Raw genomic sequence first — 21,009 nt, forward strand, 5'->3', positions numbered from 1 at the left:
GCTCATGGATGTTCTTCTCAATGTTGCGCACGGCTTCGGTGTCGCGCTGACGCCAATTAACCTGCTGTATTGTTTCATCGGTGTTTTCATCGGCACACTGGTCGGCGTGCTGCCGGGCATCGGCCCGATCTCGGCGATGTCGCTGCTGCTGCCGGTGACGCTGTCGGCGTCGCCGGAATCCGGCATTATCATGATGGCGGGCATCTACTACGGCTCGATGTATGGCGGCTCGACTACGTCGATTCTGGTCAACATTCCGGGCGAAGCGGCGTCGGTGGTGACCTGCATCGACGGTCACCAGATGGCAAAGCAGGGTCGGGCGGGACCGGCGCTCGGCATCTCTGCGCTGGGCTCGTTCATCGCAGGCACCTTTGCGCTGATTGCGCTGATGTTCATCGCGCCGACGCTGGCCAGCGTCGCGGTCGCGTTCGGCCCAGCGGAATATTTCAGCCTGATGGTGCTGGGCCTCGTGGTGCTGACATTCCTCACGCAAGGTTCGATGGCCAAGGCGCTGCTGATGGCCTGCATCGGCCTCGTGCTCGGGCTGATCGGGCTCGACAGCATCACGGCAATGCCGCGCCTGACCTTCGGCCGTCTCGAACTGATCGACGGCATCGGCCTCGTACCGGTGGTGATGGGCCTGTTCGGCGTTGCCGAAGTGCTGATCAACATCGAGCAGGTGATCAAGCGCGATGTGATCGACGCCAAAATCACGCAGCTACTGCCCAATAAAGAGGACTGGAAGGCGAGCGGCGGCCCGATCGGACGCGGCACCATTCTTGGTTTTTTCCTCGGCATTCTGCCCGGGGGCGGCGCGGTGGTGGCATCGTTTGCGTCCTATGCGCTGGAGAAGAAGCTGTCGAAAACGCCAGAGCGCTTCGGCAAGGGCGCGATCGAAGGCGTGGCGGGGCCGGAGGCCGCCAACAACGCCGCTGCCGGCGGCGCGTTCATTCCGCTGATGACGCTCGGCATTCCGCCGAACGTGGTGATGGCGCTGCTGCTCGGCGCGTTCGTCATTCACGGCTTGCAGCCGGGGCCTCTGATGATCACGCAGAACCCCGGCCTGTTCTGGGGCATCATTGCCAGCATGTATATCGGCAACGTCATGCTGCTGATCCTCAACCTGCCGCTGATCGGCATGTGGGTGCAACTCCTGAAGCTGCCCTACAACGTGCTGTTTCCACTGATCCTGCTGTTCACGATTGTGGGCGTCTATTGCAGCAGCAACAACGTGTTCGATGTTTATGTAATGGTCGGCTTCGGCGTGATCGGCTACCTGATGCGCAAGTTCGGTTACGAGCCCGCACCACTGGTGCTTGCCTTCGTGCTCGGGCCGCTCTTGGAGAACAACCTGCGCAAGTCGCTGATCCTGTCGCAGGGCGATCTGATGACCTTCGTGCAGCGCCCGATCTCGGCGGCGTGCCTTGTGCTCGCGGCGATCCTGCTGATCGGCCCGCTGCTGCCGTCCTTGCGCAAGAAACGCGAACTGGTCGCGCTCGACGAGGGGGCATAACCGGGGAACCTTTCCGCGCGTCCGGCGTCGTCATGACTGCGGCAAATGGTGCCGCGTTTCAGCCATGACATCGCGAATGTTGCTAGATCCAGACAATGTCCGGCAAAACGACCTGCGCGGCGGTACCTCGCCGTGGAGCCAGAAGCTGCTGCAACCGGTCCGGCCGCAGATTGAAGAGAGCTTCCGCTGCGACGTTCTCGTGGTCGGGGCGGGCATCACCGGCTCGCTGGCGGCGGAGCATCTGGCGTGTCTCGGCCACGACGTGTGTGTGATCGACCGGCAGCGCCCCGGTCTCGGCAGCACCACCGCCAGTACCGCGATGCTATTGTGGGAGATCGACCGCTCGCTCTCCGATCTGACGGAGATGTATGGCTTCGAACGGGCGGCGAGTATCTATCGCCACAGCCAGGCGGCGGTCAGCGGGCTGATCGAGCTCGTGACCACACGCGGTCTGGCTTGCGACATGCGTCCGCGGCACTCTCTATATTTGACTGCAGGCGACAGCGGGCCGCGCGAACTGCTTGCAGAGCATGATTTGCGCATCCGCGCCGGGTTGCCGGGGGATTTTCTCGATCATCAGGGCCTGCTGCGCGAATTCAAGATTCACCGCGAGGCGGCGCTGGTCTCGCCGGGGTCGGCGGATGCGGACCCGGTGCTGCTGTCGCAGGCTCTGCTCGCGGAAGCGGTCCGGCAGAAGGCCCGGCTGTTAGATGCGGAAGCGGTTGGTTACGACAGCTCAAGCGATGCTGTGATCGTCGTTCTCGACAGCGGCCATGTCATCGAGGCGAAGCATGTCGTTCTCGCAACCGGCTATGTGATGCCTGACATTCTCACTTCGGATTTGCACAAGGTCGTTTCAAGCTGGGCCATCGCGACGCCGCCGCAGGCGACGGGCGCGCTGTGGCGCGACAGCGCCCTGATCTGGGAGGCATCGGACCCCTACAGCTATCTGCGCACCACCGTTGAGAACCGGATCATCATGGGCGGCGAAGATGATGACGCCATTGTCGAGCCCGAGGCGCGCGACCGGCTGATGCCGGAGAAGGCGAAGGTTCTTCTCGGCAAGCTGCAGGCGCTGTGGCCAAAGGCGGAGGCGATCGCGGAGTTCGTCTGGTCTGGCGCGTTCGGCACCACCAGCGACGGTCTGCCGCTGATCGGCGCGGTGCCGGGCCATCCGCGCATTCACGCCGCCTATGGCTACGGCGGCAATGGCATCACCTACAGTTATCTTGCCTCGCGCATGATCGCGGCCTCCATCGCGGGAAACAACCAGCCGTGGTTCGACGACTTCGCGATTGATCGGGATGCACCGAAGGGGAGCTGAAACGAAAGGTTCTGCCGTCATTGCGAGGAGCACTTGCGACGCAACACTCCAGTCTTTGCCAGTTCAGACTGGATTGCTTCGCTTCGCTCGCAATGACGAAAGAAAATGGCCGGGACGAGCCCGGCCATGACGGAGCGATGTGTTTTGGGCTAGGTCAGAAAACCTAGCCGCCCTTGCCCTTCTCCTTGAAGTACTTCATCGCACCGGGATGGAACGGTACCGGCGAGCGGTCCTGCACCTGGTTGTCCAGCGAGAAGCTCTCGGCTTCCTTGTGTACGGCGACGATGTCGGCCTTCTTTTCCACCAGCGTCTTGACGATGTTGTAGGCGTCGTCGTTGCTCATCTTGTCGCCGGTGACGATGATGTTCCAGACCTCGGCCATCTTGTTGTCCACGTCGTAGCCCGGATACGATCCGGCCTTGATGACGCCAGCGCTGTAAAGCTTGCCGTACTTCGCGTTCATCTTGTCCACGACGTCGGCGTGGTCGATGAGCCTCAGCTTGACGCCGGGCGTTGCTGCAAGGTCCGTTACCGATGCGGTCGGAATGCCGCCGACCCAGAAGAAGGCGTCGATCTTGCCGTCCTTGATGGCGTTGACGGATTCGGCGACACCGAGCCGCTCGCGCTTCATGTCCTTGTCCTTGTCGAGGCCGGCGGCTTCGATGACGCGGAAGGCCATGACTTCGGTCGCGCCGCCCGGTGACCCGGTTGAGACGCGCTTGCCCTTGAGATCGGCCATCGTCTTGATGCCGGTGCTTTCGACTGTCACGACATGCATGCGGTTGGGATAGACCACGAGCAGGGCTTGCAATGGGATCTTGCCGCTCTTGAACTTGTCCTCGCCCTTGTAGGCGTCGAGTGCTGCGTCGGCCATGGTAAAGCCGAGCTCGTTCTTGCCGGTGCCGATCAGCTTGAGGTTGTCGACCGAGCCGCCGGTGACTTCGGCCGTGGCCTGCACGTTCGGCAGGCTCTTGGACAGCACGTTGGCGATTGCGCCGCCGAGCGGATAGTAGACGCCGCCGGTTCCGCCGGTCCCGATTGCCATCGTCTTCTGCTGGGCATATGCGCTCAGCGCCAGTCCGGCGGACAGCGCGAACGCAAGCGCCGCAGTTATTTTTGTCGTTCTTTTCATTCCTGTATTCCTCCCTGTGAAACGTTCAGGCCGGTCGTTGAATCGCCGGTCCTTTTGCCTGCCACAACAATACCCCCAATCCGATCAGGACGCCGGGTACATAAGTATAAGAAATATCGCGACCAATCGCCGCTTCGATCAGTGCCTCGATCAGGCTCGGAAACACCAGCAGCAATCCCGACAGGGTTAACAGGCCGCGTTCGATCATGGAGGTTTGCCGCAGCACCCAGCCTTGCGCCGCCGCCGCCAGTGCCATCAGCCCGAGCGTGGTCTTGATACTGATTTCAACGATGTCGACCCACGAGCCGTTCTTCGGAATGTTCAACAACAGGCCGACGCCCTGTGGATCGAGCACGAACACGAACGGCACCAGGAAGGCGGGCAGGGTGTATTTCCAGGATTGCAGCGTGGTCCTGTAGGGATCGCCGCCGGTGATGGCGGCGGCTGCGAACGGCGACAGCGCCGTTGGCGGTGAGACTTCCGACAGCACCGCATAATAGAAAATGAACATGTGCGCGGCGTAGTCCGGCACGCCGAGCTTGATCAGCGCGGGTGCCGCGATCACGGCGCAGATGATGTAGGACGCCGTGACGGGGACGGCGAGGCCGATGATCCACACGATCAACGCGGTGTAGATCGCGGTCAGCAGCAGGCTGCCGCCCGCATAGGCAATCACGATTGAGGAGAACTTCAGGCCGAGGCCGGTCAGCGTGACGATGCCGACCACGATGCCGGCGGCGGCGCAGGTGGTGGCGGCGTTCAGTGCTCCGATGGAGCCATCGGCCAGCGCGCGCTTGAGTTTCGGCGGCATCAGCGCCGTGTCCTTGCGCAGGAAGCTCAGGACGAAGGTAGTGAGGATCGCGTAGAACACCGACAGCGCGGGCGAGTAACCGATCACCATGAAGAAGACGACGGCGAGCAGCGAGATAAAATGAAAGCCGTAGCGCCTCGTCATCTGGCCGAGCGGCATCTCGGGCTTGAAGTTGACATCGCGAGCGCCGAATTTCTTGGCGTCCAGTTCAACCATGAACAGCAGCGACAGGTAGTAGAGACAGGTCGGGATCGTCGCCATCCAGATCACGTCGAGATAGCTGATCTTGAGGAACTCCGCGATCAGGAAGGCCGCGGCGCCGAGCACTGGCGGCGACAGGATCGCGCCGAGGCCGCCCGCGGCGAGCAGTCCGCCGGCCGCGTTCTTCTCGAAGCCCGCCTTCTTCATCATGGGATAGGCGACGGTGCCGATCATCACCGTCGTCGCCACACCCGAACCGGATGGGCCGCCCAGCAGAAACGACGACAGCACCACGGTGCGGCCGGCACTGTTCGGTTTTCCGCCCATCAGAGCCAGCGAGAAGTCGATAAAGAATTTTCCCGCGCCGGACTGCTGCAGGAACGCGCCGAAGATCGTGAAAAGGATAATTAGCGTGGCGGACACATCGACCGCGACGCCGAAGATGCCCTCCAGCGTGATGAACAGATGGCCGACCAGCCGCGACAGGTCGTAGCCGCGATGGGTCCACGGTGCGGGCAGGTGAGGACCGAGCATCGCGTAGGCGATGAAGAAAATAGCCACCACGGGCATAATGAGGCCGGTGGTGCGGCGCGTCGCCTCCAGCACGAGGACGATGAAGATGATGCCGACGACCACGTCCCAGCGGTCGGGCGTGGTGGCACGGTCGGTGAAGTCGTCGCCGCCCGACAGCGCGTAGGCGATGGTCGCAACGGCGAGAATGCAGGGAATGATGTCCCACCAGCGCACGCGGTTGCGAAACCGCGCAGCCAGCGGAAACAGCAGGAAGGAGAGGACGAGGGTAAAAGCGACGTGGGTGTAGCGCAGTTCCTGCGTCGGCACGATCGCGTAGGCCGCGTAGAGATGAAACAGGCTCATCAGCACCGCGATGAACGTGACTGTCTGCCCCGTCAGGCCGCCGAGCCTGTTGGTTGCACCTTCGTCCGCTTCGATGAATTCTTCGGCTTTGCGCAAGGCCTCGTCGGAAATGACCATGGGGTCATCTCCCGGCGGCGTTTTGACCGTCGTCATTCCGTCTCCCCCGTGACCCTGTTTTCGCTTGCGGGTCCTTGCGGCCTTCCTGTTTTGCGCAGGGGCCATTCGTTGCCGCGCATTGAGGCGGGTTTGATCGAATTAGGCAAGGCTTCGTTAGATGTAGAACTGAGGAGATCAACATAGGGCAGGGTGGGAGGCCGCGGGACCGAGGCCCGAACAGGAGCGTTCGGGACACGCTTGCGCGGCCGTAGAATGGCGCGCGAGCCGGCAAATATGGCTAAATTTGGCACCGCGTTGCAGCAATTCCATTTGACTTGGATCAAAGTGAGTGCTTACTCACGAGCGATGAGCACCCTGAGACTCACTAGCGACCTTCGCCGGGAACAGATCCTGGAGGCGGCAAAGCGGTGCTTTGCGCTGTACGGCTATGCCGGAACCACGACGAAAAGCGTCGCGCAAGCCGCCGGGATTTCGGAGGGGCTGCTGTTCAAGCATTTCTCCACGAAGGCCGCGCTGTACGCCGAGATTCTCTCGGAAGCCTGCGAGGCCGATCCGGAACTGCTGCGGCTGCGCGAACTGAAGCCGTCCACGGAAACGCTCGTCATTCTGATTCGCGAGATGGTGTCGCATTTCATGCACGCCACCGAGGCGCCGGATCAGGAAGACGCCCAGCGCATCCGGCTGATCATATCGAGCCAACTGACCGACGGCGATTTTGCGCGGCTGTTGTATGACAAGATCGGCGACCTGATCGGACCCATTTTCAAGGCATCGCTGGAGCGCGCGGTTGCAGCGGGTGACGCTATGCCGGTCGAAGGCGAACCGCTGAACCTGTTCTGGTTTTCTCATCAGGTTGTTCACATGATCGCCCTGACGATGCTTCCAGCCAAGCCTTCGTTAAGCTATCCCAACGCCCCCGATTTCGAACGCCAGATCTGCCAATTCATCCTTCGCGGGATCGGAGTGACGGACCGGGCAATCGCCTCATATTTGGATGCCGCGCCGCCGCTCTTCGAAGCGTCGGTCCGGATTGCGGAAAGTGCATAACATGGACGCCAAAAGCTCGCCCTCCCATCAAAACCCGCCGCCGAGCGAAAAGACGCAGCACAAGCCGATCCGCATGCGGCGCTGGATGATCATCATCGGCGGCGCATTGGTGCTGCTGGTCGGCATCATCTGGGGTTTCAACACCTTCCGCAATCATATGATCGCGCAGTTCTTCAAGAACAACAAACCGCCTCCGACCGTCGTGGCCGTCGCCGAAGCGAAGTCGGAAGTGCTGCCGAACCTGCTCACCGGCGTCGGCGATCTCGCCGCCGTGCATCAGGTCAACGTCACGACCGACGTCAACGGCCGCGTCACCGAGATTCTGTTCACGCCGGGCGCGAAGGTGAAGGCGGGCGATCCGCTGCTGCAAATCTTCGATGCGCCGGACCAGAGCGATCTGGCAAGCTACAAGGCGCAGACGCTGGCGGCCTCGCTTGCGCTGGACCGCGCCAAGACGCTGCTCGCCAAGTCGTTCGGCCCACAGGCAACCGTCGATCAGGCGCAGGCAGCCTACGATCAGGCCAACGCCGCGGTGGCAAAGACCGAAGCCATCATTTCGCAGAAGCGGATCAAGGCGCCGTTCGACGGCGAACTCGGCGTGCGTCTCGTTGAGCTTGGACAATATCTGAGCGCAGGCACCCAGATCGTCTCGCTGACCGATCTGTCGCAGCTCTATCTGAACTTCACCGCGACCGAAAAGGATCGCTCGGTTCTCAATGTCGGCCAGACCGTCCGCATCGTCGTGGACGCTTATCCGGGCCGCACCTTCGAGGGCAAGATCACCACCATCGAGCCGCAGATCAGCGCCGACACCCGCAACGTGCGGATACAGGCAACGCTCGCGAACCCCGACCGGATCTTGCAGCCGGGCATGTTCGCCTCGACGACGGTGGAACTGCCGCCGAAGCCGGCGGTGATCACCGTGCCGGAGACGGCCGTCGACTACACGCTCTACGGTGATTCCGTCTGGCTGATCACGGAGACGAAGGATGCCGATGGCAAGACCTCGCTGAAGACCGATCGGACTTTCGTAAAGACCGGTTCGCGCGTTCACGGTCGTGTCGTGATTTCGAGCGGTCTTAAGGCCGGCGACAAGGTTGTCGCCGTCGGGCAGCTCAAACTTCAATCCGGTTCGGCTGTCGCGATCTCGTCCGATCCGCCGCCCCCGATTCCCGCGCAGCCGCCGCGCAACTGATCTCTTAACGGAGCGCCGCTCATGGCCTTCACCGATATCTTCATCAAGCGGCCGGTGCTGTCGCTTGTCGTCAGCCTGCTGATCCTGCTGATCGGGTTCAAGGCTGCGACGAGCCTCGGCATTCGTCAATATCCGAAGCTGTCCAATACGGTCGTTACGATCACGACGTCGTATCCGGGCGCGTCGCCGGATCTGATGCAGGGCTTCATCACCCAGCCGCTCGAGCAGGCGGTGGCGTCGGCGGAAGGCGTCGACTACATCACGTCATCGTCGGTGCAGGGCACCAGCACGATCTCGGTTTATATCAAGCTCAACGTCGATCCCAATTCGGCGCTGACCGAAGTCAGCTCGAAGGTCAGTTCGGTCAGGTATTTGATCCCCAGGGAATCCAACGACCCGGTCATCACGAAATCGACCGGCCAGACCACGGCCGTGATGTATCTCGGCTTCGCCAGCGACGAACTCAGCGGCCCCCAGATTTCGGACTACCTCGCGCGCGTGATCCAGCCGATCCTGTCGACGGTGGACGGTGTTGCGTCCGCCGACATTCTCGGTGCGCAGACGCTCGCCACCCGTATCTGGCTCGATCCGGCCCGCATGGCGGGCAGGAACGTGTCGCCCGACGATGTCGCGGCGGCGATCCGCGCCAACAACTTTCAGGCCGCCGCCGGTCAGACCAAGGGCTACCTCATCGTCTCCAACGTGACGACGAATACAGATCTGCGGAGCATCGATCAGTTCAAGCGCATGACGGTGAAGGCCAAGGATGGCGGCTTCGTCAGGCTCGAGGACATCGCGACCGTTGAGCTTGGCGCGCAGAGCACCGATTCCAGCGTGTCCCTCAGCGGTCAGCAGGCGATCTTCATCGGTGTGCAGTCGACGCCGCAGGGCAACCCGCTGAATATCGTCAAGGGTGTGCGCGCGCTGTTCCCGGAAATCGAGCGCAATCTCCCCCCGTCGCTGAAAATGCGGGTGGCCTATGATTCGACCAAGTTCATCCAATCGTCCATCGATGAGGTTCGCAACACCCTGATCGAGGCGGTGATCATCGTTGTCGTAGTGATCTTCCTGTTCCTGGCCTCGGTCCGGTCGGTGGTCATTCCCGTCGTTACCATTCCGTTGTCGTTGGTCGGCGCCTGCATCCTGATGCTGGCAATGGGCTTCACGCTCAACCTGCTGACGCTGCTGGCGATGGTGCTCGCCATCGGCCTTGTGGTCGACGACGCCATCGTGGTGGTGGAGAACATTCACCGGCATCTGGAGGAGGGGAAATCTCCGGTCGAGGCCTCGCTGATCGGCGCGCGGGAAATCGTCGGTCCCGTCATTTCCATGACCATCACGCTCGCAGCCGTCTACGCGCCGATCGGATTCCTCGGCGGGTTGACGGGTGCGCTATTCCGCGAATTCGCGTTCACGCTGGCGGGATCGGTGATCATTTCGGGCGTCGTTGCTTTGACGCTGTCGCCGATGATGTGCTCGGTGCTGCTCAAGAGCGGCAGCGAGCATGGGCGGTTTGCCAAGATCGTCGACAACGTCTTCGGTAAGGTGACCGACTGGTACGGCCGCAAGCTCGACCGCTCTCTGGACTATCGGCCGATCACCGGTATCTTCGCCGTGACGATCCTGTTCCTGGTGGGCTTTATGTATATGCACACCAACAAGGAACTCGCGCCCGAAGAGGATCAGGGCATTCTGTTCTCGGTGACGAAGGCGCCGCAATACGCCAACATCGACTACAGCAACTTCTACGGCACCAAGCTCGACAATGCATTCGCGAGTTTTCCGGAAACTGATCTGCGCTTCATCATCAATGGCACCAATGGGCCGGCCAACGGCATCGCCGGTATGATCCTGAAGCCTTGGGATGAGCGCAAGCGATCGTCGCTTGCATTGAAACCGCTGGTGCAGAACGAGTTGAGCAAGATCGAGGGCGTGAATGCGTTTGCGTTCAACCTTCCGCCGTTGCCGGGCGGGCCGGGCGGCCTGCCGATCCAGATGGTGATCAGCACCACGAGCGGATTCCAGGCTGTGTTCGAGCAGATGGATAAACTCAAGAAGGCGGCTCGCGACAGCGGCCTCTTCATCGTGGCGGATAGCGACCTTGCGTTCAATCAGCCGGTGGTCCGCGTCAGCATCGACCGCTCGAAGGCCAACGATCTTGGCATCAACATGGCTGCGGTCGGCAACACGCTGTCGACGCTGCTGGGCGGCAACTATGTCAACCGCTTCAATCTGGAAGGCCGTTCCTACCAGGTGATTCCGCAGGTGCCGCGCGGTCTGCGGCTGTCGCCGGAAGCGCTGGAGAAATATTACGTGGCGACGACGGGCGGCCGGCAGGTCCCGCTTTCGACCATCGTGACCATCGAGACGATGACCAACCCGAACGCGTTGACGCATTTCAATCAGCTCAACTCTGCCACGTTCCAGGCAGTGCCGATGCCGGGCGTGACGGTGGGCAGGGCGGTCGAGTTTCTTGAGGAGCAGGCCAAGCAACTGCCTGCAGGGTTCAGCCGCGACTATCTCGCGGACTCCCGGCAGTACGTGCAGGAAGGCAATCAGCTCGCGGTGACCTTCGTGTTCGCGCTCATCATCATCTTCCTGGTGCTTGCCGCGCAGTTCGAAAGTCTTCGCGATCCGCTGGTCATCCTGATCTCGGTGCCGATGGCGATCTCGGGTGCGTTGATCCCGCTCTTCTTCGGATTGGCGACGATCAATATTTATACCCAGGTCGGCCTGGTGACGCTGATCGGTCTCATCAGCAAGCACGGCATCCTGATGGTGGAGTTCGCCAACGAACTCCAGTTGAAGGAAGGTCTGGATCGCAGGGCCGCGATCGAGCACGCCGCGCGCGTCCGGTTGCGTCCGATCCTGATGACGACTGCGGCGATGGTCGCTGGCCTCTTGCCGCTGCTCACCGCCAGCGGCGCCGGCGCAGCAAGCCGCTTCTCCATCGGCATCGTGGTCGTTGCCGGCATGTCGATCGGCACGCTGTTCACGCTGTTCGTGCTGCCAGCGGTTTACACCGCAATCGCGACCGACCACCGCGCGGCGGCGGGCTCCGACCGCGCCAAGGACATCGAGAAGTATGAACTTAGCCTGACGTAAGGTTGTTACATCGAGAGATGTCGTTATGGCCGGGCTTGTCCCGGCCATCTTCGTTTGAGCGGCCGGCCGTCTACGCATTGTACGCCCCATTGGCCAGCGTGTATGATCGCCGCGATCATGCTGACCGTACGCGATCTCGCCAAATCCTACCGGACGTCGGAAGAGCAGCTTGCGGTTTTGCGAGGCGTCGACCTGACGCTGGCCGCGGGCGAGAGCGTGGCGCTCACCGGTGAATCCGGCAGCGGCAAGAGCACGCTGCTGCATCTGATCGCAGGACTCGACAAGGCCGACGCCGGCGAAATCTGGCTCGACGGCACGCAGGTGTCCGGCCTGTCCGACAGCGCGCGCGCGGCGGTGCGGCGCGACCGGCTCGGGCTTGTATTCCAGCAGTTCAATCTCATTCCCAGCTTGCAGGTCGGTGACAATCTCGCGTTTCAGGCGCGGATCGCAGGCCGTTACGATGCCGCCTGGCAGGACGAATTGATTGCGCGGCTTGGACTGGCTGCGCTGCTCGACCGTTATCCCGAACAGTTGTCTGGCGGCCAGCAGCAACGCGTCGCCATCGGGCGGGCGCTGGCGATCAAGCCGCTGCTGCTTCTCGCGGACGAGCCGACGGGAAATCTCGACGAAGCCACCGCCGACGATGTGTTGTCGCTGGCCCGCGATCTGGTCGCGCGCACCGGCTGTGGCTTCCTGATGGTGACGCACAGCGAGCGGCTGGCTGCGACGCTCGATCGGCAAGTGCATCTCCATGCGGGGCGGATCACATGACCCGGCCGGTCTGGATTCTTCGCGCGCTGCTCAGCCACTGGACCCGGCACCGGATGCAGCTTGCGACCCTGCTGGTCGGATTGATTTCAGCGACCGCGTTGTGGAGCGGCGTGCAGGCGCTGAACCAGCAGGCGCGCAACAGCTATGACCGTGCAGCGGCGTCGTTCGGCGGCGGCAACACCGCGATGCTGGTCGGCCGCGACGGCCCGTCGTTTCCGCAGCAACTGTTCGTCGATCTGCGCCGCGCCAACTGGGCGGTCTCGCCTGTCGTAGAAGGTCGCGTCGCGATCGGCGGCCGCTTGTTCCGGCTGCTCGGTATCGAGCCGCTGTCGTTGCCGCCGGGCGCCGGCACCGCGCCCAATGTCGGGCAGGCGGATTTGCAAAAGTTCCTGATGCCGCCGGGGCAGACTCTGGTCGCGCCGGAAACATTGGCAGACCTCAAGCTGAGCGAAGGCGCGACGCCTCAGATCAATACCATGACGCTGCCGCCGATCGCGGTGCGGGATAATCTCGCGCCGGGCGTCTTGATCGTGGACATCGGCGTTGCGCAGCGCCTTCTCAGCATGCCGGATCAGGTGTCGCGGTTGCTCGTTGGCGCGCAGACCGGCAAGCGCGCGCCGCTTGAGCAGGTGGTTGGCGATAAATTGCGCGTCGTGGAAGCGGGCGCACCGAGCGATCTCGAACGGCTCACGTCCAGCTTTCATCTGAATTTGACCGCGTTCGGGCTGCTGTCATTTGTCGTTGGACTTTTCATCGTGCACTCGGCCATCGGGCTCGCGCTCGAACAGCGGCTGCCGATGCTGCGCACCATGCGCGCCTGTGGCGTCTCGGCGCGGGCGCTCACTGTCGTGCTGGTGACAGAACTTGTATCGATTGCGCTGTTGTCGGGCATCGTCGGATTGATCTGCGGCTATGTGGTCGCGGCGTTCCTGCTGCCGGATGTCGCTGCCAGCCTGCGCGGCTTGTATGGCGCGCAGATTCCCGGGCAACTCTCGCTACATCCAAGCTGGTGGCTCTCGGGTCTCGGCATGAGCGTCCTCGGCGCTCTGCTCGCTGCTGCGGCCGGACTTTATCGCGTCTATCGATTGCCAGTGCTCGCCGCGGCGCAACCCTATGCCTGGCAGCAATCCCAGCAGCGCTGGCTGATGCGGCAGGGCGCGGTCGCGCTTGCGGTCGCAATCGCTGCGGCGGCGTCGCTGTATTTCGGGGATTCCCTGACGTCAGGATTCCTGGTGCTGGCGGGACTGCTGCTGGCGGCGGCGTTGGCGTTGCCGGTCTTGCTCGGTGCCGTGCTGTGGTTCGGCCAGCGCGGCACCGTGCGCCCGTTGGCGAAATGGTTCTGGGCCGACAGCCGCCAGCAACTGCCCGGATTGTCGCTGGCGTTGATGGCGCTGCTGCTGGCGCTCGCGGTCAATGTCGGGGTCGGCACCATGGTGCAGAGCTTCTCGCGGACCTTCACCGCATGGCTCGACGACCGGCTCGCAGCCGAGATCTATCTTAATGCCACCTCCGACGTGCAGGGTGTGGAGATCGTCACATGGCTGCGGCAGCGGCCAGAGGTCGAGGCAATCCTGCCGGCGTGGCGCACCGACGTGACCATCAACACGCTTCCCGTCGAAGTGCTCGGCTTCGCCGATCACGCCACCTATCGCGAACGCTGGCCGTTGCTGGAGTTGGTGCCGGGTGTCTGGGACAAGGTGCGCGCGGGCGAGGGTGCGCTGGTCAGCGAGCAGCTTGCGCGACGGCTTCACGTTCAGCTTGAAGATGAGGTAAAGATTCCAACTTCCGGCGGGCTATGGCCGATCAAAGTTGCCGGGATCTATCCCGACTATGGCAATCCGAAAGGCCAGATCGGCGTGGACATCGACGCGCTCGCGAAACACTGGCCGGAGATTACGCGCACGCGCTTCGGCCTGCGGGTCAAGCCGGACAAAGTCTCCGCGCTTGTCGTCGCGCTGCGCGATAAATTCGGACTCGATTCCAGCCGGTTACTGGATCAGGCGACACTGAAGTCAGAATCGACCCGCATCTTTAACCGCACCTTCTCGGTCACCTCGGCGCTGAACGCTTTCACCCTCGGGGTGGCGGGCGTGGCGCTGCTGACGAGCCTGCTGACTTTGAGCAACAGCCGGCTGCCGCAGCTTGCGCCGCTGTGGGCGCTCGGGCTGACGCGGCGGCGGCTGGCCGGGATAGAGTTGCTGAAGACCATGTCAGTGGCGTTCATCACCGCGTTGCTGGCGCTGCCGCTCGGCCTGCTGGTCGCATGGTGTCTGGTGGCGGTGGTGAACGTGAAGGCGTTCGGCTGGCGGCTGCCGTTCCATGTCTTCCCTACGCAGCTGTTCGAATTGCTTGCGATTGCGATGCTCGCCGCATTGCTGGCGACGTGCCTTCCCATTTTACGGCTGATGCGGCTGCAACCGGCCGCGCTTGTGAAGATCTTTGCCAATGAGCGGTGAATTTCATATCGGCCGTCGCGTCTTCATCGGCGGCAGTCTCTTGATGCCGCTCGGCGGCACGCTGGCGCGCGCGCAGGGCTTTGCCGGTCTCGGTGGTGAGAGTGAAGGTTTTGCTTCCGTTGTTCCGGGCAAGGTTCTGGAATTCCCCCGCGATCACGGCCCGCATCCCGACTACCGCATTGAGTGGTGGTATCTCACCGCAAATTTGCAGGACGCCACCGGTGCAGCGTGGGGCGCGCAATGGACGCTCTTCCGGCAGACCGTGACGCCGGGCGCGCAGCAGGCTGGCTGGGCCAGCCAGGAGATATGGATGGGGCATGCCGCCGTTACCAGCGCCGGCACGCATCGCTACGCCGAAAAGTTTGGGCGCGGTGGCGTCGGGCAGGCGGGCGTGGACGCGCAGCCGTTTCATGCGTGGATCGATTCATGGGAGATGCGCGGGCTTGAGGCGTTCCACGCCAAAATGGTCTCGCCACTGGTAGTGTCTGCGTCAGGCGCGGATTTTAGCTACGCGCTCACGCTCGAGGGGGACCGTCCGCTGGTGCTGCAAGGCGAGGGTGGCTACAGCAAAAAATCAGAGCGCGGGCAGGCGTCCTATTACTACAGCCAGCCCTATTATCGCGCGTCCGGCGCGATCATGCTCGGCGACAGGCAGGTCGCCGTCACCGGCCGCGCCTGGATGGACCGCGAATGGAGCAGCCAACCGCTGGCGTCCGACCAAACCGGATGGGACTGGTTCTCGCTGCATCTGGAGTCAGGTGAGAAGGTGATGCTGTTTCGTCTGCGGCAGAAGGACGGCCGGAACTATTTCGCGGGTAACTGGATCGATCGCAACGGGCGCTCCGAACCGCTGGCGGCGAATATCATTGCGATGACGCCGACCGGATTCACCGAGATTAATGGCCGCAAGCTGCCGACATCATGGACGGTCGAGATTGCGGATCGCGGGCTGAAGATTGACAGCGTGCCGCTGAATGCGAAAAGCTGGATGGGCACGCGCTTCGCCTATTGGGAGGGCCCGATCAGTTTTCGCGGCAGCCACAGCGGCGTCGGCTATCTTGAAATGACGGGATATTAGAAATTCGCTATTTTCGTCGTTGTCGGCGAAGCGAAGCAATCCAGCAATATGAGCGGGATTGCTTCGTTGCTTCGCGCTTTGCAATGACGGTCGGATATATCGAGGATCAATATGAAACAAAAAGCATTCGGCAACATGGGTGCGCAAGTCTCGGTGATCGGGCAGGGCACCTGGTACATTGATCACGGTGACCGGGCAGCGGCCGTGGCTGCGTTGCGCAAGGGGCTTGATCTCGGCATGACCCATATTGACACCGCCGAGATGTACGGCGATGCCGAGCTTGTTGTCGCGGACGCGATGGACGGTCGTCGCGACGAGGTGTTCCTGGTGTCCAAGGTGTTGCCGAGCAACGCCTCGCGGCGCGGTACGGTGCAGGCCTGCGAGCGGTCACTGAAGCGGCTGAAGACCGATCGGCTCGATTGCTATTTGCTGCACTGGCGTGGGCAGTATCCATTGGAGGAGACCGCCGAGGCCTTCGAGGAACTTGTCAGCACCGGGAAAATCCGGTCATGGGGCGTCAGCAACTTCGATGCATCGGACCTCGCGGAGATGGTCGATGCCGCTGGCGAGGGCCGCATCGCTTGCAATCAGGTGCTCTATCATCTGAACGAACGCGCCATCGAACATTCGGTGATTCCGTGGTGCGAGGCGCATGGTGTCGCGGTGGTGGCGTATTCTCCCTTCGGTCATGACGATTTCCCCGGCGCGCAGTCGGCAGGCGGCAAGGTGTTGCAGCAGATCGCGGCACGTCACGGTGCGACACCGCGTCAGGTGGCGCTTGCGTTCCTCACACGATGGCCGTCGGTATTTGCTGTTCCCAAGGCTTCGGCATCGGGTCATGCCGCGGAAAACGCAGGCGCGGGAGATGTCACGCTGACGGAGAACGATATCGGCGCGCTCGACGAGGCGTTTCCGCTGGGGCGCGAGCCGCGCAGTCTGCCGATGATCTAGATCACCGCCTTAACTCCCTGCCAGAGCAGCAGCAGCGACACCAGAAACAGCAGCACATAGGCGATCTGGTAGAAGATCCCGGTCGGCGTGACACGGACCAGCCAGATGCCCGCGAAATTCGCCAGTACAGCAATCGGCAGCAGCAGCAGCGACGTCACGAAATTCTTCGCCGTGAATTGCGCAAGCAGGAAGTAGGGGCCGATCTTCAGCACGTTGATGATCGCAAAGAAGATTGTGGTGGTGCCGACCAGCACCAGCTTGGGCAAGCGCTGCGGCAGGACATGAACCTGAAACGGCGGGCCACCGCCCTGCGTCATGAAGGATGTAAATCCCGAGACGCCGCCCCAGATCACGCCGCTTGTGACGGTCGCTTTGTGCTGTTCGATCTGGTTGCGACGCAGCCATGTATTGGCGACGAACGCGAGTCCGATGACACCGATAATGATGCGCACCAGCGCATCGGAAAGGTGCGAGGCCAGCAGCCAGCCGATCGCCATGCCGGCGAAAGCCCCGGGCAGCATGACCTTCAGATTCCACGAATCCCAGTCGCGCCGGTACACGTAAACTGAAATGGCATCCTGCGTGATAAGAATAGGCAGGATCAGCGCGGCGGCCTCCAGCGGCGGAAGATACAGCGCCAGCAGCGGTGTCGATGCAATGCCGAGGCCGGCGAAGCCGCCTTTCGATAACCCCAGTAGGATTACTGACGGAATGGCGACGAAGTAAAACGTCGGTTCGGTGATGATGGCGTACAAACTATAATTCCGCGGGCGAGACCGAAATGGAGCTGGTTTTGGTGGCGGGTATGCCTGTGAACGATATGTGACGAGTCGCAATGACGCCGCCGGTCACCTTAGGCCCCAGATCGCGCTGCAAGATCAACTGATATAACTGCCCAGAAATGCAGGCCGCCCTTGTGAGTTTGCAGGGACAGCCCTAGATGTCGGTCATGCCCCGTTATTTCTTCAACACCCGTATCGGTGAGACGCTGATCCCCGATCCCGAAGGCGAGGAGTTGCGCGACCCCGATCACGCATGGGAGATCGCGCGCGCAACCATCCGGCAGATTTTGCAGGAAGAGGGCGATGACCCGAGCCTGCTGTCCGCTTCGCTGGAAGTCACCGACGCCAGCGGTGTGATCGTGCTCGAATTCCCGTTCACCGAAGCACTGGAGATTCCGGACGACCCGCCTTCGCGGCATTGACGCGGCTGGCGGCAGCCCGCGCGGCCGGATCTGCCTCGCCCTGCGCGAGTTTGACGGCGAGGTCGGCGACGAGTTCGGCGGCCAGCGTGTCGGGCGATGCAAGCCAGCTTGCGGAGAAGGTCAGGGCGGGCACTTGCAGGTTGGTGCTGAGGAGATTGAGTTGTCCTTCCGCCAGTTCACGCTCGACGATCGCAGTCGGGATCACCGCAACCCCGATGCCGTCCGTCGCCATCCGTATCACCGTCGCCAGCGACGCGCTGGCGTGCAGCCGGATCGACGGCAGGTCGGGCCGGTTGAACAGCGAGCGCACGATTTCATAAGGCTGCGTCTTGCGCGGAAAGGTGATGATCGCGTAGCGCGCGAGATCGTGGGCCGTGAGCACGACGTTGCGCAGGGCCAGCGACGGACTGGCGACGAACGAGATCGGATAGTCGCACAGCACGCGGTTGCGCACGTTCGAAGCCGACCACGGGCCGAGGCAGAAGGCGAGATCGATCTCCTGCGCCAGCAGTCGCGCGCGCAGGTTTGGCGTGATGTCGACCTCGACTTCCAGCGAGAGATTGGGATGCGCGTTGGCGACCTGCTCGATCAGTTGCGGCAGCCAGGTGTGCACGATGGTTTCAGACACGCCGAGGCGCAGGATGCCCCGCATCGCGGAGCGGTCCATGACTGCTGCGAGCATTTCCGAGCGCAGGCCGATCAGCTTCTCGGCATATTGCATCATCTGCCGTCCGCTCGGAGTCGGCGTGACGTTGCGGCTGTCACGCTGCAACAGCTTTACACCCAGTTCCGATTCAAGCTGGGCGATACGTTGCGAGATTGCGGGCTGTGTGGTGTTGAGTTTGCGCGCAGCGCCGCCGAAGCTGCCGAGGGTCACCACCCAAAGAAATGTCTCGATTGACTTGAAATCGATCATGCCTGTTTACCCCGCAATTGATTAGTTGATCTTATCGTTCTTGATAAGAAAACACGACTGGACTTTATGATACTGCAATGATCCACTCTTTTGCGAGAGAAACGGAGTGGTCTTATGCTTTCGGCGACCGCGCAGGTCCTTCCATCCGCACAAAGTCCGTCAAGTGCACAGGGCGCTGTGCCGGCGCTCCCCGGCCAGGAGGCGCGACTGGCCTATCGGGCGGGCAAGGTCGGCGTGACGGCTGGCGTCGCGCCGGGCTTCGTTCAGGGCAATCTCGCCATCCTTCCGGAAAAACTGGCGTCGGCGTTTCATCGCTTCTGCCAGCTCAACCCCAAGCCATGCCCCATCATCGGCATGTCCGAAGTCGGCGACCCGCGCATTCCTGCGCTCGGCATCGATCTCGACATCCGTACTGATTTGCCACGCTATCGCATCTGGCGCGGTGGACAACTCACTGAAGAGCCGACCGACATCATGGCGCACTGGCGCGACGATCTGGTCGCTTTCGTCATCGGCTGTTCGTTCTCGTTCGAAGAGGCGCTGATCGCGGACGGCCTGAAGATCCGCCACATCGAGGAAGGGCGCAATGTCCCGATGTATCGCACCAACGTTCCCTGCGCGTCGGCCGGCCCGTTTGCAGGACCGCTGGTTGTTTCGATGCGGCCGTTCAAGCCTGCGGATGCGATCCGCGCCATCCAGATCACCACGCGGTTTCCGGCGGTGCACGGCGCGCCCGTGCATTTCGGCAAGCCGGAGCTGATCGGCATCAAGGATGTTGCGAAGCCTGACTATGGCGACGCCGTGAGCATTCAGTCTGATGAGGTGCCGGTATTTTGGGCGTGCGGAGTGACACCGCAATCGGTCATTCTGCAATCGCGCCCTGACTTCGCGATCACTCATGCACCCGGCTACATGCTGGTGACGGATGTGCGCAATTCCGAATTCTCGATCCAGTGAAATCTAGTCATTGAAATCCGCCGCAAGGTCTTTTGTAAGACAAACAGGAGTATTGTTGATGAATCGCCGCGAAGTGTTGTTGTCCGGTGTTGCCCTATCCCTTGCCGGCGCTGTCGGAACCCGCGCCTTCGCGCAGGTCGGCGAAATCCTGATCGGCTGCATCTGGCCGCTGACCGGCCCGACGGCGCAGATCGGCGCCGATGCGCGGCACGCGCTGGAAACCGCCGCCGACATCGTCAACTCTTCCTATGATCTCGACCTGCCGACCGCGAAGAACGCAGGTCTCGCCGGCCTCGGCGGTGCCAAGATCAAGCTGGTGTTCGCCGACCATCAAGGCGATCCCCAGAAGGGCCGCGCCGAAGCCGAGCGCCTGATCACCCAGGACAAGGTCGTCGCCATCTGCGGCGCTTTCCATTCCTCGGTGTCCGCCACGGTCAGCGCCTCGTGCGAGCGCTACGGCATTCCCTATCTCGCCGCTGACTCGTCGTCGCCCAGCCTGCATCGCCGCGGCCTGAAGTTCTTCTTCCGCGCCGCCGCCCATGACGAGATGTTCTCGCTCGCCATGTTCGACTTCATGGATGCGCTGAAGAAGAAGGGCAAGAAGATCGACAGCGTCGGACTGTTCTACGAAGACACCATCTTCGGCACCGACTCGTCGAACGTGCAGCGCAAGCTCGCCACCGACCGTGGCTATAAGGTCGTCGCCGACATCAAATACCGCGCCTCGTCGCCGTCGCTGACCGCCGAAGTGCAGCAGATCAAGAGCGCCAATCCGGATGTGCTGCTGCCGTCGAGCTACACCACCGACACCATTCTTCTGATGAAGACGATGGATGAACTTGGCTATAAGCCGAACAACATCCTGGCGCAGGCTGCGGGCTTCTCCGACAAGGCGACGTTCGATGCGGTGGGTGACAAGCTCAACGGCATGATCTCGCGCGCCAGCTTCTCGCTCGATCTCGCGGCCAAGCGGCCGTCGGTCGGCAAGGTCAACGACATGTTCAAGGCCCGCGCCAATCGCGACCTCAACGACAACACCTCGCGGCAATTGACGGCGGTGCTGGTTCTGGCCGACGCCATCGATCGTGCCAAGTCCACCGACGGCGAGAAGATCCGCGCGGCGCTGGCGGCCACCGATACGCCCGGCGAGAAGACCATCATGCCGTGGAAGCGCATCAAGTTCACCGCCGAAGGCCAGAACGACGACGCCGATCCGGTGCTGCTGCAGTATCTCGGCGGCAAGTTCATCACCGTTTATCCGGATCAGGCCGCGATCGCCGAGCCGAAATGGCCGATGAACGGGTGACCCCGCGACAAGGCGCTGCCTTCCCGGCAGCGCCTTTTTCATGAATGCT

Annotated in this window: 16 protein-coding genes; 12 read left to right on the top strand and 4 right to left on the bottom strand. The window is 62.3% G+C overall.

Features of this window, described 5'->3' with window-relative positions; translation table 11 throughout:
• Positions 1-4: 4 nt before the first annotated feature.
• Both LVY71_RS08690 and LVY71_RS08695 read left to right on the top strand, forming a co-directional pair.
• Complete coding sequence (locus LVY71_RS08690; protein WP_235099393.1) at positions 5-1,513, top strand: tripartite tricarboxylate transporter permease; 1,509 nt, start codon at positions 5-7, stop codon at positions 1,511-1,513.
• 76 nt (positions 1,514-1,589) lie between these two features.
• Entirely contained in the window at positions 1,590-2,837 is a 1,248-nt protein-coding gene (locus tag LVY71_RS08695) for an NAD(P)/FAD-dependent oxidoreductase (RefSeq protein WP_235099394.1), read from the top strand.
• Positions 2,838-3,000: 163 nt separating this feature from the next.
• On the opposite strand, the gene LVY71_RS08700 is transcribed toward LVY71_RS08695, so the two are convergent.
• Both LVY71_RS08700 and LVY71_RS08705 read right to left on the bottom strand, forming a co-directional pair.
• Positions 3,001-3,969, bottom strand: coding sequence for a TAXI family TRAP transporter solute-binding subunit (locus tag LVY71_RS08700; protein ID WP_235099395.1), 969 nt, complete (start codon positions 3,967-3,969; stop codon positions 3,001-3,003).
• Between the two features lie 25 nt (positions 3,970-3,994).
• Positions 3,995-6,010, bottom strand: coding sequence for a TRAP transporter permease (locus tag LVY71_RS08705; protein WP_235099396.1), 2,016 nt, complete (start codon positions 6,008-6,010; stop codon positions 3,995-3,997).
• 309 nt (positions 6,011-6,319) lie between these two features.
• Here LVY71_RS08705 and LVY71_RS08710 point away from each other — a divergent pair, with 309 nt between their 5' ends.
• The 7 genes from LVY71_RS08710 (at position 6,320) to LVY71_RS08740 (ending at position 16,577) form a co-directional block, all read left to right on the top strand.
• A complete protein-coding gene (locus LVY71_RS08710) occupies positions 6,320-7,021 on the top strand; it encodes a TetR/AcrR family transcriptional regulator (RefSeq protein WP_235100064.1) in 702 nt (233 codons plus the stop codon).
• A 1-nt stretch (position 7,022) separates the two neighbouring features.
• Positions 7,023-8,216: an efflux RND transporter periplasmic adaptor subunit gene (locus tag LVY71_RS08715; protein WP_235099397.1), complete on the top strand. Its 1,194-nt coding sequence runs from the start codon at positions 7,023-7,025 to the stop codon at positions 8,214-8,216.
• Positions 8,217-8,237: 21 nt separating this feature from the next.
• Complete coding sequence (locus tag LVY71_RS08720; protein WP_235099398.1) at positions 8,238-11,321, top strand: MexW/MexI family multidrug efflux RND transporter permease subunit; 3,084 nt, start codon at positions 8,238-8,240, stop codon at positions 11,319-11,321.
• 102 nt (positions 11,322-11,423) lie between these two features.
• A complete protein-coding gene (locus tag LVY71_RS08725) occupies positions 11,424-12,092 on the top strand; it encodes an ABC transporter ATP-binding protein (RefSeq protein ID WP_235099399.1) in 669 nt (222 codons plus the stop codon).
• Positions 12,089-14,548 carry an FtsX-like permease family protein gene (locus tag LVY71_RS08730; protein WP_235099400.1) on the top strand — a complete coding sequence of 820 codons (2,460 nt, stop codon included), beginning with the start codon at positions 12,089-12,091 and terminating at the stop codon, positions 14,546-14,548. Before LVY71_RS08725 ends, LVY71_RS08730 begins: the two co-directional genes overlap by 4 nt.
• Positions 14,538-15,626, top strand: a complete 1,089-nt coding sequence (locus LVY71_RS08735) for a lipocalin-like domain-containing protein (protein ID WP_235099401.1) — start codon at positions 14,538-14,540, stop codon at positions 15,624-15,626. Before LVY71_RS08730 ends, LVY71_RS08735 begins: the two co-directional genes overlap by 11 nt.
• 111 nt (positions 15,627-15,737) lie before the next feature.
• Complete coding sequence (locus tag LVY71_RS08740; RefSeq protein ID WP_235099402.1) at positions 15,738-16,577, top strand: aldo/keto reductase; 840 nt, start codon at positions 15,738-15,740, stop codon at positions 16,575-16,577.
• Here the strand turns inward: LVY71_RS08740 and LVY71_RS08745 are convergent.
• Positions 16,574-17,332: a sulfite exporter TauE/SafE family protein gene (locus tag LVY71_RS08745; protein ID WP_235099403.1), complete on the bottom strand. Its 759-nt coding sequence runs from the start codon at positions 17,330-17,332 to the stop codon at positions 16,574-16,576. The genes LVY71_RS08740 and LVY71_RS08745 overlap by 4 nt on opposite strands.
• 194 nt (positions 17,333-17,526) lie before the next feature.
• Between LVY71_RS08745 and LVY71_RS08750 the strand changes: the two genes are divergently transcribed.
• A complete protein-coding gene (locus LVY71_RS08750; RefSeq protein WP_235100065.1) occupies positions 17,527-17,781 on the top strand; it encodes a DUF6894 family protein in 255 nt (84 codons plus the stop codon).
• Here LVY71_RS08750 and LVY71_RS08755 read toward each other — a convergent pair.
• On the bottom strand, positions 17,735-18,697 hold the full coding sequence (locus LVY71_RS08755) for a LysR family transcriptional regulator (RefSeq protein WP_235099404.1): 963 nt from the start codon (positions 18,695-18,697) through the stop codon (positions 17,735-17,737). The two genes, LVY71_RS08750 and LVY71_RS08755, sit on opposite strands and share 47 nt — an antisense overlap.
• 114 nt (positions 18,698-18,811) lie before the next feature.
• Between LVY71_RS08755 and LVY71_RS08760 the strand changes: the two genes are divergently transcribed.
• Positions 18,812-19,654, top strand: a complete 843-nt coding sequence (locus LVY71_RS08760; RefSeq protein ID WP_235099405.1) for a putative hydro-lyase — start codon at positions 18,812-18,814, stop codon at positions 19,652-19,654.
• Between the two features lie 58 nt (positions 19,655-19,712).
• Complete coding sequence (locus LVY71_RS08765; RefSeq protein ID WP_235099406.1) at positions 19,713-20,960, top strand: ABC transporter substrate-binding protein; 1,248 nt, start codon at positions 19,713-19,715, stop codon at positions 20,958-20,960.
• Positions 20,961-21,009: the final 49 nt, after the last annotated feature.

This window comes from Bradyrhizobium sp. G127 (assembly GCF_021502575.1).
GTDB lineage: Bacteria > Pseudomonadota > Alphaproteobacteria > Rhizobiales > Xanthobacteraceae > Afipia.